This window comes from Mycoplasma elephantis ATCC 51980, assembly GCF_000687815.1.
Taxonomy (GTDB): Bacteria; Bacillota_I; Bacilli_A; order Mycoplasmatales; family Metamycoplasmataceae; genus Mycoplasma_H; species Mycoplasma_H elephantis.
In genome coordinates, this window is the sequence record NZ_JHXU01000007.1 from 18,551 (window position 1) to 40,188 (window position 21,638).

The 21,638-nt window shown below is 26.7% G+C and carries 20 protein-coding genes and 1 tRNA gene; 6 read left to right on the forward strand and 15 right to left on the reverse strand.

Features of this window, described 5'->3' with window-relative positions:
- The first annotated feature begins 75 nt into the window (after positions 1–75).
- The 3 genes from T380_RS03920 to T380_RS0102095 are packed head-to-tail and all read left to right on the forward strand — an operon-like array spanning position 76 to position 4,710.
- On the forward strand, positions 76–1,965 hold the full coding sequence (locus tag T380_RS03920) for an ABC transporter ATP-binding protein (RefSeq protein ID WP_036436891.1): 1,890 nt from the start codon (positions 76–78) through the stop codon (positions 1,963–1,965).
- 1 nt (position 1,966) lies between these two features.
- Entirely contained in the window at positions 1,967–3,784 is a 1,818-nt protein-coding gene (locus tag T380_RS0102090; protein ID WP_027334269.1) for an ABC transporter permease subunit, read from the forward strand.
- On the forward strand, positions 3,784–4,710 hold the full coding sequence (locus T380_RS0102095) for an ABC transporter permease (protein ID WP_027334270.1): 927 nt from the start codon (positions 3,784–3,786) through the stop codon (positions 4,708–4,710). Before T380_RS0102090 ends, T380_RS0102095 begins: the two co-directional genes overlap by 1 nt.
- Before the next feature lie 27 nt (positions 4,711–4,737).
- Here T380_RS0102095 and atpC read toward each other — a convergent pair whose 3' ends face one another.
- The 10 genes from atpC to T380_RS0102150 all read right to left on the reverse strand — a co-directional run bounded on the left by atpC (position 4,738) and on the right by T380_RS0102150 (position 13,450).
- Positions 4,738–5,148 (reverse strand): ATP synthase F1 subunit epsilon, encoded by a 411-nt coding sequence (gene atpC, locus T380_RS03925; RefSeq protein ID WP_051599962.1) that lies wholly within the window; start codon positions 5,146–5,148, stop codon positions 4,738–4,740.
- The gene (gene atpD / locus T380_RS0102105; protein WP_027334271.1) at positions 5,129–6,544 is read right to left on the reverse strand and encodes a F0F1 ATP synthase subunit beta; all 1,416 of its coding nucleotides are present in this window, start codon (positions 6,542–6,544) and stop codon (positions 5,129–5,131) included. The genes atpC and atpD overlap by 20 nt, the downstream gene beginning before the upstream one ends.
- 7 nt (positions 6,545–6,551) lie before the next feature.
- The gene (gene atpG, locus T380_RS0102110) at positions 6,552–7,394 is read right to left on the reverse strand and encodes an ATP synthase F1 subunit gamma (RefSeq protein ID WP_027334272.1); all 843 of its coding nucleotides are present in this window, start codon (positions 7,392–7,394) and stop codon (positions 6,552–6,554) included.
- Positions 7,387–8,976 carry a F0F1 ATP synthase subunit alpha gene (gene atpA, locus T380_RS0102115; RefSeq protein ID WP_027334273.1) on the reverse strand — a complete coding sequence of 530 codons (1,590 nt, stop codon included), beginning with the start codon at positions 8,974–8,976 and terminating at the stop codon, positions 7,387–7,389. The genes atpG and atpA overlap by 8 nt, the downstream gene beginning before the upstream one ends.
- Positions 8,966–9,523: an ATP synthase F1 subunit delta gene (gene atpH, locus T380_RS0102120; RefSeq protein WP_027334274.1), complete on the reverse strand. Its 558-nt coding sequence runs from the start codon at positions 9,521–9,523 to the stop codon at positions 8,966–8,968. The genes atpA and atpH overlap by 11 nt, the downstream gene beginning before the upstream one ends.
- Positions 9,523–10,056 (reverse strand): F0F1 ATP synthase subunit B, encoded by a 534-nt coding sequence (gene atpF, locus T380_RS03930; protein WP_051599964.1) that lies wholly within the window; start codon positions 10,054–10,056, stop codon positions 9,523–9,525. Before atpF ends, atpH begins: the two co-directional genes overlap by 1 nt.
- Positions 10,056–10,337, reverse strand: a complete 282-nt coding sequence (locus T380_RS0102130) for an ATP synthase subunit C (RefSeq protein WP_027334275.1) — start codon at positions 10,335–10,337, stop codon at positions 10,056–10,058. The genes atpF and T380_RS0102130 overlap by 1 nt, the downstream gene beginning before the upstream one ends.
- Positions 10,338–10,345: 8 nt before the next feature.
- Positions 10,346–11,110, reverse strand: a complete 765-nt coding sequence (locus T380_RS0102135) for a F0F1 ATP synthase subunit A (protein ID WP_051599966.1) — start codon at positions 11,108–11,110, stop codon at positions 10,346–10,348.
- Positions 11,111–11,554: 444 nt separating this feature from the next.
- The gene (locus tag T380_RS04355) at positions 11,555–12,469 is read right to left on the reverse strand and encodes a hypothetical protein (RefSeq protein WP_036436893.1); all 915 of its coding nucleotides are present in this window, start codon (positions 12,467–12,469) and stop codon (positions 11,555–11,557) included.
- Between the two features lie 81 nt (positions 12,470–12,550).
- Entirely contained in the window at positions 12,551–13,450 is a 900-nt protein-coding gene (locus T380_RS0102150) for an ROK family protein (protein WP_027334278.1), read from the reverse strand.
- Between the two features lie 114 nt (positions 13,451–13,564).
- On the opposite strand from T380_RS0102150, the gene T380_RS0102155 reads away from it, so the two are divergent.
- Positions 13,565–13,655: transfer RNA gene (locus tag T380_RS0102155), tRNA-Ser, on the forward strand.
- Between the two features lie 25 nt (positions 13,656–13,680).
- Here the strand turns inward: T380_RS0102155 and T380_RS0102160 are convergent.
- Together T380_RS0102160 and T380_RS0102165 are read right to left on the reverse strand one after the other, a co-directional pair.
- Entirely contained in the window at positions 13,681–14,769 is a 1,089-nt protein-coding gene (locus tag T380_RS0102160; protein ID WP_027334279.1) for a hypothetical protein, read from the reverse strand.
- Positions 14,770–14,844: 75 nt separating this feature from the next.
- Positions 14,845–16,029 (reverse strand): phosphoglycerate kinase, encoded by a 1,185-nt coding sequence (locus T380_RS0102165; RefSeq protein ID WP_027334280.1) that lies wholly within the window; start codon positions 16,027–16,029, stop codon positions 14,845–14,847.
- Positions 16,030–16,145: 116 nt separating this feature from the next.
- Between T380_RS0102165 and T380_RS0102175 the strand changes: the two genes are divergently transcribed.
- Positions 16,146–16,724 (forward strand): DNA integrity scanning protein DisA nucleotide-binding domain protein, encoded by a 579-nt coding sequence (locus tag T380_RS0102175; RefSeq protein WP_027334281.1) that lies wholly within the window; start codon positions 16,146–16,148, stop codon positions 16,722–16,724.
- Positions 16,724–18,124: a magnesium transporter gene (gene mgtE, locus T380_RS0102180; protein ID WP_051599968.1), complete on the forward strand. Its 1,401-nt coding sequence runs from the start codon at positions 16,724–16,726 to the stop codon at positions 18,122–18,124. Before T380_RS0102175 ends, mgtE begins: the two co-directional genes overlap by 1 nt.
- Positions 18,125–18,146: 22 nt before the next feature.
- Here the strand turns inward: mgtE and T380_RS0102185 are convergent, their stop codons facing one another.
- The 3 genes from T380_RS0102185 to T380_RS04495 all read right to left on the reverse strand — a co-directional run bounded on the left by T380_RS0102185 (position 18,147) and on the right by T380_RS04495 (position 21,416).
- Entirely contained in the window at positions 18,147–21,029 is a 2,883-nt protein-coding gene (locus T380_RS0102185; RefSeq protein WP_027334283.1) for a lysylphosphatidylglycerol synthase domain-containing protein, read from the reverse strand.
- An 81-nt stretch (positions 21,030–21,110) separates the two neighbouring features.
- A complete protein-coding gene (locus tag T380_RS0102190) occupies positions 21,111–21,293 on the reverse strand; it encodes a hypothetical protein (RefSeq protein WP_027334181.1) in 183 nt (60 codons plus the stop codon).
- A gap of 30 nt (positions 21,294–21,323) precedes the next feature.
- Positions 21,324–21,416 carry a variable surface lipoprotein gene (locus T380_RS04495; protein WP_281171074.1) on the reverse strand — a complete coding sequence of 31 codons (93 nt, stop codon included), beginning with the start codon at positions 21,414–21,416 and terminating at the stop codon, positions 21,324–21,326.
- Between the last annotated feature and the right edge of the window lie 222 nt (positions 21,417–21,638).

The window sequence follows — 21,638 nt, forward strand, 5'->3', positions numbered from 1 at the left end:
GTGTTGTTTTTATATTTAATAGTAAATAATATTAATATATAATAATAAGACATTATATTTATTAAAAGGAGTTATATGTATGCTGTAGAAATGAAAAATATTACTAAAGTATTTGGAACCTTTAAAGCTAATGATAATATTACATTACAAGTTAAACCTAATACAATTCATGCATTAATTGGTGAAAATGGTGCTGGTAAATCTACATTAATGTCAATATTATTTGGTCTATATAAACCTACTAGTGGTCAAATTTATATTAATGACCATATAGCAAATATCGATTCGCCTCTTAAGGCTAATTTGCTAGGTATAGGGATGGTACACCAACACTTTAAATTAGTTGAAGACTTTACTGTGCTTGAAAATATTGTTTTAAATGATGAAGATACTATTGCGGGAGTGTTTTTGGATTATTCATTGGCCAGAAAAAAAGTTAAACAATTAATGGAAAAATATAATTTTAAAATTGATTTAAACAAAAAAATCTACAACTGTTCAGTTGCTGAACAACAAAGAACAGAAATATTAAAAATGTTATATCGTGATTCTGAAATTTTAATTTTTGATGAGCCAACAGCAGTTCTTAGTCCCCAACAAATTGATAAATTTTTAGATGCTTTAATTGATTTAAAATCTAAAGGAAAAACAATTATTTTGATTACTCATAAATTAGATGAACTAAAGAAAGTTGCTGATACAGGTACTGTTATAAGGCTGGGTAAATTTGTAGCCAATGTTGATATAAAAACTATAACGCATAAAGAATTATCAACACTTATGGTTGGAGAAGAAATAAAAGAAATTAATAAAACATTTAAAGAAGTAAATGATGATGTTATTTTCGAAATCGAAAATTTAAATGTCTATAAGAAGGGCTATAAAAATGTTCTTGGTCTAAAAAACTTTTCATTAGGTATTAAAGCTGGAGAAATTGTTGGTATTGCGGGAGTTGAAGGTAATGGACAAAGTGAATTAATTAATGCTATTTCAGGACTTTCTTCAATTAAAAGTGGTGTTATTAATTTTATGGTTGATAAACGCAATAATGTTCATATGCGTTTTTTGGATTCTATAAATCTAATAAAAAATAAAATAAAAACAGATCGTGACTATCCAATAACATTAAATGAATTAAACAAGATATTAAAAGAAAATAATGCTAAAAAATTTGATTATGATGATAGTTTAATTGAGGAATATAAAAATAATTTTTATTTACACTTAGATGAAATTAAAAACAATATAAATCTAAGAAATAATCTAGTAAAAATGGTGGAAAATTATCATAAATTTTATTTAGCTGCTAAAAATTCAAATCATTATGTTTTAAAAGAAAATGCAAAAAAATATGAAAAAACATTATTGAAACATAAAGTAAAAGATAAAGATGAAAACCGTTTTTGAATTAGGTTAGATAAAATGAATATAGCATCAAAATACCTATCGGGAATGGCTCACATTCCAGAAGATAGACATAGACATGGTGTTGTATTAGATTTAAACTTGTCTGAAAATGGTGTTTCACAAATTATTTCTGATTATCCATTTTCAAAAAAGAAAATTATTAATTATAATGAAATAAATAAATTTTCTCAAAAGATAATTGATAATTTTGATGTAAGAAGTTCAAATGGTATCAAATCAATAGCTAGAGGATTAAGTGGTGGTAATCAACAAAAATTTATAGTTGGTAGAGAGCTTTCAAAACCAAGTGAATTAATAATTATATCTCAACCAACTCGTGGTTTAGATGTTGGTGCTATAAACATTATTCATAGATACATTATTGATGCTAAAACACAAAATAAAGCTATTTTATTAATAAGTTATGAAATAGATGAAATTATAGCTCTCGCTGATCGTGTAGTTGTTCTTAATAGTGGAACTAATCAAGGTATGATTACTGGTTCTGAGATTACTAGAAATAAATTAGGCGAACTAATGGCGAGAAAGGTGGATTAAGATGGGAAAAATAAACAACTTTGGAATAAAAGTTTTAAAGTATTTGCGTGGAGATTCAATTTCTGGGCCTATAAATAAAATAAAGGGATCAATCTTTGCAATTTTTTTAGGATTACTTGTTTCATGTTTACCGATGTTATTGGATGTTTTTAGTAGGGAAGCAAGTATTAGTGCTGCATTTATTTCGCTTTTTACAGAACCTTTAAGTTCTAGTGAATTTAATAAAACAGTTATTAGTATTTCTATTTTTATTTTAGTTGGATGTGGTATTGGTATAAGTTTTAAAACAGGGTTATTTAATATTGGTGCCGCAGGACAAATGATGTTAGCTGGGGGATTGTCTGTAATTATTTCATTAAATAATCCATTCCCTGAAATTCCGCATTTATTATGAGTATTAATTTTATTAGTTTTCTCAATAATTGTGGGCGCGCTGTTATCAGGGGTTGCAGGATTTTTAAAAGCATTTTTTAATGTTCATGAAGTTATTGCTACAATTATGTTAAACTGGATAGTTTATTACTTTGTAAAAGTATTAACTGATCTAGATAAGTATAGACACAAATTAGGTGATGGATCAAAAACCATTGGAGATCATTATAAAATAGATACAAATTCATTTTTTGAAGTCGCTTTAGTTTTTGTGATAGTTCTTGCAATAATAGGTTTTGTTGTATTTGTCTTTAAATATACAAAACTTGGTTTTAGTATGAAATTAAATGGTTTAAATACAAATGCTGCAAAATATTCTGGTATAAATAATCGTTTAACAACTATTTATTCAATGATATTTTCTGGAGCCCTAATTGGTGCTGGAGGTTATTTATATTATTCATCGATTCAAAAATGTATTCCTCAATTCACTGGTTCATTAGATAGCGTTGGTTTTGAGGCCATTACTGTAACATTGCTTGCTTTTTCATCTCCATTAGGTTCAATTCCTGCCGGTATATTTTATGGAATAATATTTCAAGGTACAGGATTTGCGTATGGAAGCGCAAACATGAGTAAGGAAACATTTGGTTTGGTTATCGGTATAATAATAATCTTTGCCTCTTTATCATCAGCACTTGCTAAAGTTCATCCATATATTTGAGCAAGAAATAAGATAATCGAACTATTGAATAATGACATTAAATTTAAAAGAAAAGATTTAAGAGATAAAATTGAAGATCTAAAAAATAATTATAAAAATATATCGAACAAATATTTAACAGAACAAAATGAAATAGCTACAAATTTTAAATTAAAAGTAAAAAATACTAATGAAATGAATTATCAAAACTTTGAATTAGCTAAAAGCTTAAATTATCATTCATATATCAAAAAATATTTACAATTTAATTTTATTAAAGAAATGAATGAACTTAAATCTAAATTAAATTCAAAAGATATTTCGATTGAAGAATTTTCTATGAATAAAAGAAAACTTCTTTATATAATTTCGCTAGAAGAAGAAAAATATTATATTAATTTTTTAAAAAATGAAAAAGTAAAATATATATCTAATATGAAATCAATTAAAAATGATTATAGAATTTATAAAAATTCGTATTGTAATGATGTTGTTGAACAATTTTGAAATAAAACATATGCCAAAATTAATACATACAAACATCCTGAAGTATTAAAGTTAAAAGAAATGAAAAAAACTGAATTAAATTCTATTGATGATAAATTTAAAAAAGTTATTAATAATACAAATAAAAATGAGTATGAAAAAGAGTGAAAAATTGAACGGAATGAAAATATAAAGAAATATAATTTACTTATTTTAAATAAACAATTGGAAATATACAAAAAGAAAGGGGAAAAATAATGGATATTATATTTATAAGCTCGGTTACTTTTATTATAATATTGGCTCTTGCCGCATTTAGCGGAAGCATTATAGAGCGCTCAGGAACAACAAACCTTTCTATAGATGGTTTTATGATTTTTGGTGGACTTAATTATGCATTAATTGCAAACACACTTAAAAACACATTGCCAGTTAATCAAACATGAATTTTCTTGTTGTCTGGTATTATTCCAATGATTTTTGGACTAGTATATGCATTTTTAACAGTTACATTAAAAGCAGATCAAACAATAGCAGGTATTGCCCTAAATACATTAGCTATTGCAGTAACATTGTTTATTATAACAACCAAAATAAACCCAGGTTATGAAGAATCAACTCAATACATCAATGTTTTCAATGGTGTATGAAGATATGGTGCTGGTCAAGATGATTTTAGAACAATAATAAATATTGCATCTATAATGGGTATAGTTATTATAGGATTATTAATATTAATGTTAAATAAAACAAAATTAGGTATTAAAATTAAAACAGTTGGAGAAAATCCTCAAGCTGCCGCTAGTCTAGGAATCGATGTTATTAAAACAAGATATATAGCCATTTTAATAAGTTCATATTTTACAGGTATAGCCGGAGCATTGTTCTTTCAATATTCTGGTGTTACATTTAACGGAAATACAAAAGGGGTAGGATTTTTAGCTGTGGCTATGGTTATATTTGGTCAATGAAGACCAACATATATAATTCTTTCATCTATATTCTTTGGGTTCATATATACCTTTGCAGAAAACATTTTATTAACACCTCTTGTTGGTGTTGTTAATGCTGAACTATTTAGGATTATTCCATATGCTATAACAATATTTGTATTAGTATTTACACAACGTAATTCTAAATCACCTAAAGCTCTTGGTATTCCGTTTGAAACGCAAGGTAGATAAAATAAAAAACAACCAATTGGTTGTTTTTTATTTATTATATAAATTAATTCGATTAATTTCTTTTTTAAGTTTTTGTTCATACTCGAGAATTTTTTCTCTAGATTTGTGTTCTTGAATTTTGCGAAGAGCGTAATCTTTATTTCTAATTGCGCGATTAATATCAATTTGTTGATTATTTTCACATGAATCAGTAATTATGTTTATTAAATTACTAGTGGCTAACACAATTCCGTTTGAAATAGCATATAAGATTGGTTTTTGATCTTTTTCTTCAAAAACTTCCATTATTGAAATAACAACATTACCCATAAAAGGACTTCGTCCGCTCATTAAACCAATATTACCATTTGTTGTTTTTACAACAACATGATATACATATTTATCAATAGCTACTCCGGAAGGAGTAATGACTTCAAGTTTAATTTTCTTTGTTTCCATAACCTAATTTTTTAGCTTTTTCAATCACATCTTGAATAGTTCCGGTATATAAGAATGCTTCTTCAGGTAGATCGTCGTATTTACCTTCTATTATTTCGTTAAAACTATTTAAAGTTTCTTTTAATGGTACAAAAACACCTTTGATACCAGTAAATTTTTCACTTACATGAAATGGTTGAGATAAGAAATTTCTTATTCTTCTTGCTCTAGCAACTGCTTTTTTATCATCATCTGATAATTCACCCATACCTAAAATAGCAATAATATCTTGTAATTCTTTAAAACGTTGAAGAATTTGTAATACACTTTGAGCAATATTGTAATGTGATTGCCCCACAACAAATGGATCAAGTAATCTTGAACTAGAAGCTAGCGGATCTACTGCAGGATATATTCCTAGTGCAGCAATATTACGATCTAAAACCGTCTTAGCATCAAGGTGTGTAAATGTTGTTGCGGGAGCTGGATCAGTTAAGTCATCAGCTGGCACGTAAATTGCTTGAATTGATGTAATAGAACCATTTTTAGTTGATGTAATTCTTTCTTGTAGTTGACCCATTTCAGTGGCTAGAGTAGGTTGGTAACCAACTGCACTAGGCATGCGACCTAGCAAGGCACTAACTTCACTACCGGCTTGCGTAAAACGAAAAATGTTATCAATGAATAGTAATACATTTTGTTTAGCTTCATCTCTAAAGTATTCAGCCATAGTTAAACCTGTTAAAGCAACCCTCATTCTAGCTCCAGGAGGTTCGTTCATTTGACCAAACACTAAAGCTGTTTTATCTAAAACCTTAGCATCTTTCATTTCAAAGTAAAGATCATTTCCTTCCCTTGTACGTTCTCCAACCCCTGCAAAAACACTTATTCCACCATATTCAGAAGCAATGTTATCAATTAGTTCCTGTACAAGAACTGTTTTACCAACACCAGCACCCCCAAATAGACCTATTTTTCCACCTCTTGCATAAGGAATTAGTAAATCAATAACTTTAATCCCTGTTTCAAGAATGCTAGAAGTAGCATTTTGCGCTTCATATGAAGGGGCAATTCTATGAATAGAAGAAGTTTTTTTATTATTTATAGGACCTAAATCATCAATTGGTTCTCCCAATACATTAAACATTCTACCTAAAACCTCTTTACCAACGGGAACGCTTATAGGGGCTCCTGTATCATAAACTTCTAATCCTCTAACTAACCCATTTGTTGAAACCATTGATATACAACGCACAACATCATCGCCAATATGTTGTGAAACTTCCAAAACAATTTTATTGTCTTCAAAGGTAAGTTCGAGTGCATTAAGAAGGTTTGGTAATTTTCCGTTATCAAATCGAACATCAACTACTGGTCCAATAATTTGAACTATTTTACCTATATTTTGTTTATTCATATTTCTCCTATACTCCACTTATAATTTCGGCAATTTCTTGCGTTATTTTAGCTTGTCTATCTCTGTTATATTGTAGTTTTAAATTATCTATTAATTCATTTGCGTTTTTGGTTGCGTTTTCCATGGCAAAACGTCTTGATGCGGTTTCTGAAAGCTTGCTAGACATAAGTTTTTCATATATATTACTTGCTAAATACAAAGGAATAGCATTTGATAAAACTTCTTGTTCGCTTGGTTCAAAATCAATAAGTTGTTGCGGTGAGGTTTGTTTGGTGTATATTTTTTCGAAAGGATACAATTTTAAAATTGTTTCTGTGTAAGTTATATTATTAACATAATCAGTATAAATAATATATACCTCATTAACTTGGTTGCTTCTATACAAATAGGTGCTTATTAATGCCGCTTTATTAGCCAATCTATAATCAACAATATCACCAGTATCTATGTCATGATGAACTATTTTATTTTTATATCTATCTTCACTAAAATAACTAAATCCTTTACTTCCAAAAATATATAATAAATCATTTGTTTTAAGAACTTTGTTTGTTAATTTAAAAATATTAGAATTATAACTACCATTTAAACCCATATCACTTGTAATAATAATGTAAAGTTTATTATTTGAATTATTACCAACAAATAAATTATCTATTTCATGAGCACTTAATCTACTTCTTAAGTCATCAAAAATATGCATAAATAATGTATGGTATTTTTTATGCTGTTCATAACGAGTCATTATTTTATTCATTTTTGAAGCAGCTACATGGTGCATTGCGTTTGTAATTGTTTTAATATTGTTTACAGCACGAATTCGTTCTTTTGATTTTTGTAAATTAGCCATTATTATTTTCTAATTCTTGTAATTTGTTAGGTAATTTTTGATATAAACTTGGATCGTAGTTTGGAATTTGTGCAATAACTTTGTTTTTGATTTTTAAAAGTTCTTTCAATACTAATGACATATTGTCATTATTTCATTCTTTGTCTTGCTCTAAAAGTTTTGTTATTTGTAAACCATTTGCATTTTTTGAAAAATAATTTATTATTTCTAATTTAAAATTAGAAATTTCTGATTTAGGTAATGGATTAATAACTTGTTCTTTAATAGAAAGAATTATAATAGCCTGAATTGTTTGGTTTATTGGTGAAAATTGATTTTGCTTTAATAAGTTATAAATTTTAGCACCGCTATCTAATATATTTTTTGTTGATACATCTAAGTCGCTACCAAAATGAGAGAACGAAAGCATTTCATTATATTGTGCTAAGGCTAATTTTAAACTTCCGGATATTTGTTTAATTAATTTTGTTTGTGCAGAACTACCAATACGTGAAACACTAAAACCTACGTCTACAGCAGGTCTTTGACCAGCATTAAATAGATTTTCACGAGTAAAAATTTGTCCGTCAGTAATAGAAATTACGTTTGTAGGAATATATGCAGATATATCTCCTTGTTGAGTTTCTACTATTGGTAATGCAGTTATACTTCCATTACCATTTTTTTCATTTACTTTTGCACTACGTTCTAGCAATTGCGAGTGTAAGTAGAAAACATCACCTGGATAAGCTTCACGACCTGGTGGACGACGTAAAAGTAATGACATGGTACGATAAGCCACAGCGTGTTTACTTAGATCATCGTATACAATTAAAACATCTTTACCTTTTGACATTCATTCTTCTGCAATTGCTGTTCCAGTATAAGGTGCAATATATTGCATAGGCGCAAGTTCGCTTGCTCCGGCAATAACAATTGTAGTATAAGATAATGCATCATTATTTTTTAAACGTTTTACAATTTGGGCAACAGTAGAGTTTTTTTGCCCTATTGCTACATATATACAATTAACATTTTTACCTTTTTGATTAATTATTGCATCAATTGCAATCGCTGTTTTTCCGGTTTGACGATCACCGATAATTAATTCTCTTTGTCCTTTACCAATAGGAATCATACTATCTATAGCTAAAATACCTGTTTCAAGAGGTTCATTAACACTTTTTCTTGTCATTACACCTGGAGCTGTAGCAAAAATTTCTTTAGTATTTTTAGTTTTTAGTTTTTCTTTTCCATCAATTGGTATTCCTAGTGCGTTAACTACACGACCAAGCATTTCATCGCCAACAAAAGTTGATGCCACTTTATATGTTCTTTTAACAGGATCTCCTACAACCAATTTTTGGTCATTTCCCAAAATAGCTACTCCAACTAAATCTTCTTCTAAATTAAGAGCGAGGCCATAGGTATCTTCGCCTAAAATGATTATTTCTCCATTTTTAACATTATTGATACCACTAACATTAGCTATTCCATCACCTATAGTAATTATTTTGCCTACTTCATTATAGTTAATGCGACTTTTAAAATTTCTAACTTTATCTTTTATAATCGCCGAAATATCGCTTGAGTTAATCGCCATAAGCACCCCTTTGTAAAAGTTGTTCTTTTAAATCTTTAAGTTGAGATTCAATGTTGTTTTCGATGATGTGATCATCGAAAACAATCTTAAAACCAGATATTATTTCTGGATCAATTTTATTTTTTAAAACAACTTTCTTATTTTTTCTTTTACTTATTTTTTCTTCAAATTGTTTTATTGTTTTTGCTGGTATTTTTTTAGTTGTAAAAATAATTCCTTCTAAAATATCTTCTTTAATATTTAATTTTTTTATTAGATTTTGTAATATTTGGGGTAAAAATCTAGATTTTTTGTCAATGACTATTAGTTTTATTGCATTAATAAAATTAATATTCATACCTTTCAAAATTTTGTCTAATAAATCATCTTTATGTTTAAATGCAAGAAGGGTTTCATCCGCGCTTAAATAATCAACAATTTCTTCATTTGTTTCAATAATATGTAAAAAATCATGAGCATTTTTGTTAAAAGTGGAAATTTTATTATCTTCTTGTGCTATTTCAAAAATAGCATATGAATAATTTAAATAATTAGAATCTGTAATCATTATTTAAAGTAATCCTCAATTAATTTTTGCTCATCATCATGTTTAATTTCTTTTTGAATAATTTTGTTAGCAATTTCAAATGCAACATCCAAAATTGCTTTTCTTGAATCTTTTTCAAATTTTTCTTTTTCATTTTTTAGCTCTAATTCAGCATTAGCTTTTATTAATTCGGCTTCTTTGTGTGCTTGATTAGTATATTCCATAATAACTTTTTCGGCTTCAAATTTAGCTTTATCAATAATTTCTGCTGCCGTAATTTTTGCATTCATTAATCGTTCTTGCGCTTCATTTGATGACTCGAGTGCGTTTTTTTTGTTTTTTATTGAGTCATCAATGTTTTTTTGAATAAATTTATTTCTGTCTGCCAACATTTTTTTAACAGGTTTGTAGAAAAAGTATGTTAGAAAACAAAAAATTAAGATAAAGGCAATAATTACTGCTATTAGTAATGGAATGTTAGGAAATAGTTTTTGAAATGTTTCATTAACATTTATATCACCTTTTGATAAATATGTCTTAACGTTACTCGTCATTAAATTTTAGTTACTAATAATAGAGCGATAATAAATGCGTATAGTGCAGGACTTTCACTAATTGCTAAAGATATAAGTAAAATTGTTCTTATTTTAGATGCGGCTTCTGGATTGCGGCCAACTGCTTCAGCGGCGCGACCGGCACTAACACCTTGTCCAATACCACTACCAAAAACGCCAATAGTTGCTAAACCAGCACCTACCGCTACTAATCCCATGTTTATATCTGGTGTTGCTGATGCGCCATTTTCTGCTAATTTTGTTACTACTTCTGTAATCATTTTTCTCCTTAATATATTGCTGCTGCAGCCTTACTTGAAATAGCCACAGGTTTTTTTTGTTTTATTTTTTTCTGAACTGTTTCAACTTCAGAAGCTCATGAAATAGATGTTATCATCAAGAATACATATGCTTGAATTAAACCACCGAATAAATCAAAATATAAATGTAAAAACGGTGTAAATAACGGGGCTAAAATATATTTAGTATATATTGATGAATTTATAACGGGGATAAAACTTGTTATTCATCCTATAAATGAATAGAATAATAAAAGTATTGTAGTTCCACCAATAATGTTTCCAAACATACGAAAACTTAATGATATAAGTGGAGCAAAATCTCCTAAAACTTGTGTTGGGTTCATGTAACGTTTTATAAATCTTCATTTTTGAAATATAATTCCAACTACGTAAATACCGAATCAAGAAATAAATGCAAAAAACAATGGAATTGTAAAACTTGTAGACACCGCTTCTAATCCTATTAATCCAACAATGTTGCCAAGAAGTAAGAAGGTTGCCAAACTAAATATATAAGGTTTTACAATTGGTAATTTATTACTAGAAACATCATCATATGTATTAACTACTGTTAAATAATATTGTTCGGCTATAAGTGCTAACCCTTTTGGTGCCTGATGTGGTTTTATGTTTCTAACTTTTACAAAAACACAAATAGATATTATCGCACACACTATAACTACAAAACATAAAGATACAATCATTGGATAATCGACATCTCTAAGTTTCATGTCTAATTTAATATTTTGCATCTAACCTCCTTTACTCATATAGCCTAACATCATAGAAATTAATAACAAAAAATGTGCGAATATAAAACTAAAAAGATTTATTTTAATTTGAATATTTTCGAGAGTTGATGTCGCAAATTTTGAATTAAATAAAATTATAAAAATAACTACACCCAACATAAGAAAAGTGCTAAAAATTCATCTTAATATGATAATGATTAAAAAAGAATTTTTCTTTTTTTCCAAATATTTAGTAGCTATTTGTATTGATATTTGGCTAATAGTTATAGTAAGTGAGCCAAGTAAAAAACCATATAAAAGATTGGAATTTACTGGCAGAAATGTCATAAAAAATATAATAAAAATAATATTAAAAGATATTCATCAATTCCAAAAAAAATGCAAATTTTTCATGACTAACTAATAATAATACTTTTTATAAATTTAATTTTAAAATAAAGAAATTTATTTAAAGAATTTATTGATTAAATCATCAATAAATGGATAATAGTGATCAACAATTAAACAAGCTAATACAGCAATCATTATAATTGTTAAAATTATGAAAAATGCAATTAAAAATTTAAGACCTGCTCCTGTTTTATTTTCTATATTATGAATACGAAGTGAGTGCATTGAATGACTAAATTCTCTAGTTTCTTTTTCGAGAATTGAAACTCTTTCTTCAAGAGATAATGGTGATTGTTTTTCTGGTTCTTTTGTAACAGAAGGTGTTTTATCATCATTATTTTCCGATTCCTCAGGCAATGTTTTTTCTGTGCTTGTTTCTTCTGAAGTTTTTACTTCATTAGTATCTTGTGTTTTTTCTTCAATAACTTCTTCAGTATCAGGTTCTTTAATATTTTCTTGTTCCTCAGTTTCTAGTTTTTCTTCAACAACTTCTTCAGTTTGTGGTTCTTCTATAGGTTCTTCAGTTTCTGTTTTTTCTTCAATGATTTCATCTTCTATAGGTTTATTTTCTTTTTTTACAAGAACCAAACTAGCATGTGCTTTTTTGATTTCTTTCATTCTTTTTTCATTTTGTTTTTTTGTTTCTTCATCATCTTCTGAATCAACAATAACTTGTTCGAATCCATCTTCTGAACGAAGAGATCTAATTGTTCTTATGTATTTTCCACCTTTTTGGAATCATAAAGTACCTGTAATGTTTAATTTTTTAAATGCATCAACAGCATCTCCAATGTTATCAAATTCATCAATTGGTTCTTTATTTGCAGGTTTAAGAACTCAAAAATCTTTATGGTGTCCACCATCTCTTAATGTGCAATATCAACGTTCTGATGTACTTGCTCTTTTTGTAGTTGTTTTAGGTTTTGTAACTTTAGCTGTTTTAGTAGTTTTTGTAGTTTTGGTTGCCATAATTCTCCTTTTTACATTATTTATTATTTTACAATATTTTAAATTAGTTGTTTATATTTGTGTATATAGTTGAATTTAAATTTAAAATGAATGCTTTATTAGATAATATAAACCATATAATGCTGAATCATCGCCTAATTCTTCAAATTTAAATTCAACATTTTTAAAGTGTGTTGGTTCAGTTATTTCTTTAGCTTTTTCTATTGCTTTTTCAACAAATCATTTATTATAGCGAGCAACAGCTCCTCCAAAAACAAATAAATTTGGATTTAATAAAGCCATTGAAGATGAAATAGTCCTTGCTAATGTGTCTATACCTTCATCTATGACTTGTTTTGCAATATTATCATTTTCATAGTTTGCGAAAACCTCTTTAGTGCTTCAATTTTTGTTTTTAGTTTTAGCTCGGAGCGAAATACCTGTACCTGATACATAAAGTTCGGCAGAATAAGGTAAAAGATGATATGTTTTTTCATCATAAACACTTCCTCATGGAGCACGCGCTATTTCTTGTGCAAGCCCATAAGCACCAGTATATATTTTGTTATTGATAATTAATCCTGCTCCAAATCCTGTTGATAGTGTATAAAATTGTGTGACATCATTTATTCCGCGTTTAAAATAGTAGTGATTTGCAAGCCCCATGACATTAGCATCATTGTCACATTCTACTTTTTTAAGGCGTTTACAATTATTTAGTAAATATTCTTTTAAATTATGCCCGTTTCAACTAATTAAGTTAGGTAAGCAAATTGCAATACCTTTTTTATAATCTGCAGGACCAGGGAAATCCATTCCTATTGCATCAATTTCATATTTATTAATTAATTCTATTATTTTGTTGAGTGTTTTTTTATAATCATTTACATCAACATCAAAGCGTAATTTATCTTTAATTTTTTCATTTTTATCAAATGTGGCAAAGCGCACATTCGTTCCGCCAATATCTACGGCTGCAAACTTATAATTATTTTCTTTCATAACCCTCCATTACTATATATATTAAAATTATATCAATAATACTATATATAAAGTATGAACACATAAATATTTAACTTATTATAAAATGTTTTTATTGTATAATATTAAAACGTTGGGTTAGTACTCAAGAGGCTGAAGAGGCGGTCCTGCTAAGACTGTAGGGGAGGCAACTCCCGCGAAGGTTCAAATCCTTTCTAACCCGCCATTTTTTTATACCTTTTTCAATAGGATTATTCTTCGAATAACATTAATTTATATTCATTTAATTTATCTAATGAATTATCATTTTTTGTAAAATATCATTTCAAATAATATGTTTTTTTGTTTGAGTCATTTTCAATAAAAATAGAAATAGGGGTTGAATTTGTATTTAATTCTTTATAGCCTATTACATTTTCAATGTTTACTTTTATTTTTTTATCATTATCAATAAAAATTTCCTTGTTAATAGTATTTATTCATAAAGGATTAATGTGTTTATTTATCTTAAATATATCAACCAACTCTGATTCTTTGGTAAAAGAATCATTAGTATAAAATTTTCCTTCGTATATATGTATATCTAATGTTTTATTTGTTGTAAGTTGTTGTATTTTTTTAATTGATTCGTTATTTTTTATAAAACTAATTAATTCATTCCCATTATTAATATGATTTTTTCAATTAAATTTATAAATATTAAATCCACTAATTTGATATTTTTTAGTTAATGATTCATTAGGGGTATATTTGTTTGTAAATTTTATATTTACTTCTACATATCCATTGTTTTTATTGCATTTAATATCATTTTCATTAATTGAAATATATACGCAATTTAATTCATTCTTATCATCATTAATAATTATATGTTCGGGAAGAATATTTGTTGCGCTATATTTTTTTAATTCATTATTTATGTCAATTTCTATTCTATTTATAAAATCATGAAAATTAAAATTTTCAGTAATAAATCCATAAATTTTATAGATTTTACTTATTTTTTGATTTTTATATTCTAATAAAATTTCAACAAATATATCACCCGAATATTTGTTGAATTGATCTAAAATTAATTTTTTTGATATCTTTATATTTTTTTCAATTTTAGAATTATCGACAACTATTTTGTCAATTTTAACTTCATTAACTAATGTTTGATTTTTATCTTTGTAATCTACAACAATTTTATTAAATGCATTTTCAATTTTTTCTATATCTTTTGCTATTTCTGAATCAATTTTTTTATTATTGTCATCATTACTATTGCATGATATACAAGGAATATTAGAAATTAATAATGTTGTAAATAATAAGAATTTTAATAACTTACTTTTCATGTAATTATTATATTAAAACAGATATAAAAAAAATTGCGATTAATATTCGCAATTTTTTTTTAATTTAATGATTATTTATTTGTCTTGAATAGATTCAACACCAGGTAATGCTTTTCCTTCTAATAATTCAAGGCTAGCTCCACCACCTGTTGATACATGTGAGAATTTATCTTCAAAGTTTAATTTTTCAATAGCAGCAACAGAGTCACCTCCACCAACTACAGAATATACACCTTTTAATCCACTTATAGCTTTAGCAATTTCGAATGTACCTTTTTTATAGTTTTCAAATTCACTAACACCCATTGGTCCATTTCAAAATACACTTTTAGCACCTTTTAATGATTTTTTAAATAATTCAATTGATTTAGGTCCTAAATCTAAGCCCATGTAACCATCTTTAATATCTATCCCTGAAACTGTGCTTTTAACATCAGCAAATTCTTTAGCAATAAGGTGATCAACTGGAAGAACAACTTTTGATGCATTTTGTTCTAAGAAATTCTTTGCATATTCTAATTTATCATCTTCAACAAGAGATGTTCCGATTGTGTGTCCTTGTGCTTTTAAGAATGTGTAAGCCATAGCACCACCAATAATTAATTTATCAACTTTTGTTACAAGAGATTCTAAAATACCTATTTTATCTGATATTTTAGCCCCACCAATAATTGCGACATAAGGATGTTCTGGATTGTTGGCGATTTTTGATAACGCTTCAACTTCTTTGTTCATTAAATATCCAAGTGCTGATTCTTTAATGTTTGAAGAAATACCTACGTTTGATGCATGTGCTCTATGTGCTGTTCCGAATGCATCATTAATAAATACATCACCTAATGAAGCTCAGTATTTACCTAATTCTTCTGAATTTTTACTTTCTGCTTTATTATTTAAATCTTCATAACGAGTATTTTGGAATAATAATACTTCTCCAGATTTTAATTCATTAATTGCTTTTTCAAGTTCTTCTCCACGTGTTTGGTTAACGAATTTTACTGGTCTATTAAGTTCTTTTGATAAAGCTTCGGCAACAGGAGCCATATTTTTCTTAGCCTTGTCTTCTTCAGTTTTAATTCTACCTAAGTGAGAGAATAAAATTGCTTTACCATTTTCAGCAATTATTTTGTTAATTGTTGGAAGAGCTGCTTTTATTCTTTTTAATGATGTAATTTTACCATCTTTCATTGGCACATTAAAATCAACTCTTAATAAAACTTTCTTATCTTTTAGTTGAATATCTTCAATAAATTTTTTCATTTTTCTCCTATTTATGAGTGTAATTTTTATTACATTTTTATTATACTATTTAGAAAAAAAACTATTATATAATATAGACTATACAATGGAAATGTTTCAATATTTAGGGGGTGAAAATGGAAAAAATAACTTTAATTCTTGTTAGTATATTAACTAGTTTATGTTTTGTTATGCTTTTTGTATTTTTAATTAGTAAGTTTATGCTAATTTTTAAGCTCAAGAATTCTTCAACATATGGTAATATGGGTCGATCTACTCAGTTACGATTAATTAATCAATTGCGTGAATCGATAGAATATTTAAGCAATACAAAAACTGGGGCAATTATAACTATAGAAAATAATGATAATCTAGACAATCTTAGAACAGATGGAGTAGTTATAGATGCTAATATATCAAGTAGTTTAATAATTAGTATTTTTAATAAAAAATCACCTCTTCATGATGGAGCAATAATAATAAGAGGTAATAAAATTGTATATGCATCAACATTTTATAAAATAACAAAAAAATCTGTTGATAATTCATATGGGGCACGTCACCGTGCAGCAATAGGTATTAGTGAAATCTCGGATGCCATTACTATAGTTGTTAGTGAAGAAACAGGTAAAGTAACTCTTATGAGAAAAAATGAATATGTTGAAGTTGATACTAAATTATTCCAAGAAAAATTAGTGGAAATGATTAATATTTAATGATTAAACAATATATTGATAATTTAGATATCAAATCAATTCGACAATATTTTAAAGAAGTACCTATTCCCGCAATTGCAGAAGAATTAAAAGATTTTGACGCTCATTCAATATTAATTTTATTTAAAATGTTAAGTACTGAGGATGCTGCAGAACTTTTTTCATATTTTGAAAAAGATTTTCAATGAAAATTAATTGAGCAATTTGCTGATTCGGATAATATAAAATTAATTGAAGAACTTAAAACTGATGAAATAGCGGACATTTTAGAAGAAATGCCAGCGAATATCGCACAAAAACTACTAAGAATAATCCCGAAAGAAAAACGAAAAACAATCAATCAACTTTTAAATTATAGTGACGAATGCGTTGCTTCCATAATGGTAGTTGATATTGCTGTTTTAAAAACTAATTACACAAGTGAAAAGGCTCTTCAAAAAATTAAAAAAGAATATGAGGATCGTAAATCAGAAATGTCACACTATTTTTATGTAGTTAATGATCAAAAAAAGCTTGTAGGTAGTGTCACTTTGGAAGATATAGCATTTAGTGATAAGAATGAAAAATTAGAAGATTTAATGTTTCCGGTTACAAAAATAAAAACAATGGATCATATTGAAACTGCATCTAAGATATTAGCCGAAAATGACTTATCAGCTCTTCCTGTTGTTGATCAAGAAGACAGTTTGGTTGGTATGGTTACATCTGATGATATTATTGACGTTATTAACTTGGCGGCTACTGAAGATATTTATAAAATGGCCGGTATTAGTGCTGAAGATGCAGAAAAACCATACTTAAAAAAATCTACATGAGATATAGTTAAGTCAAGAATATTTTGGTTAGTTATTTTAATGTTAGGTTCAACTCTATCGCAAGTAGTTATACAAATTTTTACTGATAAGGTAGGTACTCAAATTGCAGGTGCGGGTGTTTCTAGTGCTATATTAGTTGGTATGATACCAGTAATTAGTGGTAGTGCCGGGAATGCCGGTAGTCAATCATCAACCACAATTACGCGTGCTTTTGCGCTTGGGGAAATAAGATCTAATCAAACATCAAAAATTATATGAAAAGAATTAAAAGTTAGTTTAATAACTGGGCTTATTCTATTTGTTGCAAACTTTATACGATTAATTCTTTATTTTTTAGCAGCGAATAAGATATTTCTTGAAAATCCTAAAATATATTCACTTATCTCATTTGCTTCATCATTAGCCTTGTTTCTTGTTATTGTATTTTCAAAAATTTTAGGGACTATTATTCCTGTAATAGCAATTAAATTAAAAAAAGACCCCGCGGTTTTATCCGCTCCTTTGTTATCAACTTTAAGCGATGCTATTGCTACACTTATTTTCTTTAGTATAACAATGCTTATTATGTTTATTACTTTGGCATAAAAAAACACTAATTTAGTGTTTTTTATATTACTAAAAATACGATTAAACCAACAAGAATTATAATTAACCAAAAATATAATGAAACAGAGTAAAATATTGATTTTTTCTTGATATATATTGTATTTTGATTATTTAAAAGTTGTTCATTTCTTATTTTTCTATTTGCATTATCTATTAATTTTTCACCTATTCCAATATTAAGGAATAATAATGCTGAAAATATTGTAGGAAGGAATAAAGTACCAATTGAATTAATCGCAGTTATAATTGAAGCTCAGTCATTTTTAGAATTTTTCAAACCAAGAGGTGAGTTTGTTGTGTCGATAAAAATGTCAGAAAATAATGTTTTTGTAAAGTATTCATATGTTCCGCTTCCGCCCGGTGTTATTGATAATGAGTTTGCGATTCTTGATAAAGATAAAGCAGAAAAAATAGTTATATATGATCCACCTTTTAAATTTTCAATGTTAATAATTGTCTCATTATTATTTTTATAAGTCATAATAAATATTGCAAGCCCATTAATAAGTCAAGGTATTCATTTGTAAAATACTAGTTCAATAATTTGTCATCATTTTTTAAAAATGATTTGAATACCTTTTCTTATTTCATTAAAATTATAGACATATTTAGCTATTTTGGTTCGAGGGTCATATATATTTGTAAATAGGAATCATTGGAAAAATGAAATAATAATATTTACTAAAAATGCTTGAATTTTACCATTTAACGTAACCAAAAACACAATCAATGCAATAACAGTATCACATAAAAGACCAAGTACTAGAAAAACAATAAATATTGCGGTGTTTGTATCACTATTTGTGAAATAATCTAAAAATAAGGTGATACCTATTGGAGCAAAAATAATTGTCATCAAAAAATTACTTAACTGTCAAACAAGACCTGAGGAAATTGCTGTAGCTAATAACGATGGTTTATTGTACCCTTTTCTACTTAAATATCAATAAAAAGCAATTTCGGCTCCAACAGATTTTGGAGTAATATTTTGCACTACGACACCTAAAAATGAGGCGATTATAGCATGATGAATTTTAATTTTATGCCCTTGGTAATTCATGATTCGGATAGTTAATAAGCCGGAACTTAGTATATTAATTACATTTAAAAAAATAATTGATAAGAATCCTCATCTTGTAGCTTGACTTTGAAAAATCATCACCTTCATATTTTCGAAAATTGATTTATTTTCATTTTCCATTTTCCAAACAACATTAAATAGGAATAATATAACTCCGATTAAAAGTAATGAGTAAAATGAATATTTTACAAAGTCGAAAAAAGTTATTCTTTTAATATCATTTGTTTCTTTATAAAGATTTAATTCTGTTAAAATATTTCTTTCGATAAGAATCATTTCATTTAAAGTCTGATTTTTAGAACTAATTATGTTTAAGTGTGTAGATAACCGTTTATTTATTATTGAATATGTAAGTATAAGTGTAATATTATTTTCCATTGTAATTTTAATAACTTTATTATTTGTATCTAATGTACCTAACGATATATCTTCAACATTTAAAATTTTTAAGTTATTTATTTTTTCAACATTTTTTATCCGATTAAAAAATCTATGTGATGATTCATGATTTATATATTCTGAACTGTATGAATCATGGTAAAAACCATAATTATTTTCAAGATCTTCGAGAATTTTTTCAATACTCAAGTTATTTTTTCTAAAATAACTTACCATTTTAAGAAACTCAAGAATAAATAATAACCCATCGTATTCAACATAATTAAATTTTTTAAAATAGAATTTATTCTTATTTCCCGCTATAAAATCAACATTATTATTTTCAAAAACATTGTTATATTCGTTAAATTCTTCGTAATTGTAGTTATATTTGTTGGCTATTTTTTTAGTTAGGCAACCATTTGTATAGTGGCTTTTTATTGAATATTTTTTATTTCCTAGTTTATTTTGATATCAAGTAAAAAGTGTTGTAATTTCACCAGCTGATAAATAACGTAAGTGTTTTTTAATTCTAACAGCTATATTAACACCTTTTCCTTTATGGTCAATAAGCATAGCATAATCACTTTTCTTTAATTTTGCCTTAAGCATAACATTATTCATTGATTTTGCATTTTTAAAATCTGTTTTCATTCTATAAAAATCATTATTACTATAATTAAAATTTAATCCAAGTTTACTAAAAATAAACTTATAGAAATCCGATGTTTCTCTACGATTAAACGCTAATGATGCATTAATATTTTTATCCAAATCATTTGTTTCATAAGAACTTAAAATGTCTTGTAAATAATTTTTTAAACTATGATGCATTTGATATGAAATAATATCAGTTGGTAAATCAAGTGATAAATAATTTGTTTGATTAATAGCAAATGAAATTGCCATTATTTCCTTTTTGCTTATAAAATAACCATCTTTTTTATAAAAAGATAATTCTATAACATCACTGGATTCGATATTGCCTGATATAACAATGCAACCAAAAAGATTATTTTTATCAACTGTATATTTAGCAAATGTAAATGGTAAAGTTTTAGATTCGCTAACAAAATGAGTTTTAATATTTGCGTCAGAAAAAACTCTTGCAATTATATTGCTATACAATTCTGCATTTCTTGTATTATCAAAATATATTAAAATACCATTTGTTTCTGACAACTTTATATTATTGGTTTTTTCAATTCCTGAAATATAACTTTGAGCTATACATGTTATTGTATATTCATTAATAAGATTTGTTCCGGCACCCATTTTAGCAATTATTTTATTATTTATAAACTTAATGCCTTTACTAAATGTTTCATTAATGTTTTTTATATTCTTATTTATTCTTAATAACGAATTCAAAAAATTTGTATCTGAAGACCTTGTATTAGCTCATTTTTGGTATAGTGGATTCATGCTCATAATTTATATTATTATAACAAATAGTATATTGATTTGCAATACATAAAAAGCCTAGTAGTTGTCTAGGCTTTTTAATTAAATTGTTCCGGTTGTTGGTATTGGTGTTTTCTCTAATAATTCTAATAATGGTTTATACATAATTATTAAAGCATCACATTCAGCATCAGTTAATTTTGATCAATCTTGTTTTTGAATGTCTTTTAATTCTTGTTGAACAGGTATATTCAATGATTTATTTGTTTTTTCTAATATTTCCATATATTTATCAAATAATTCTTTAGCTTCTTTTTATTTAGGACTCAAGTTTTCACATGATACCGCAACAATTGGTAATGTTGCTAGTGGTAACAATGATAGTGTAAATATTATATTTTTTTTCATAATTTCTCCTTTTAAATTTTTATTTTAAAGTATCCCATATATATATATATATATATATAAATTATGAATAAAAATATGAAAACAATTTCATATAGAAATATTGGAAAGATATATTAGCAATATATTTGCAATACATAAAAAGCCTAGTACTCATCTAGGCTTTTTATGTATTAAATTATTGTTTTTTATTTTTTTTCAATAATTCAAAATCTTTTTTACAAT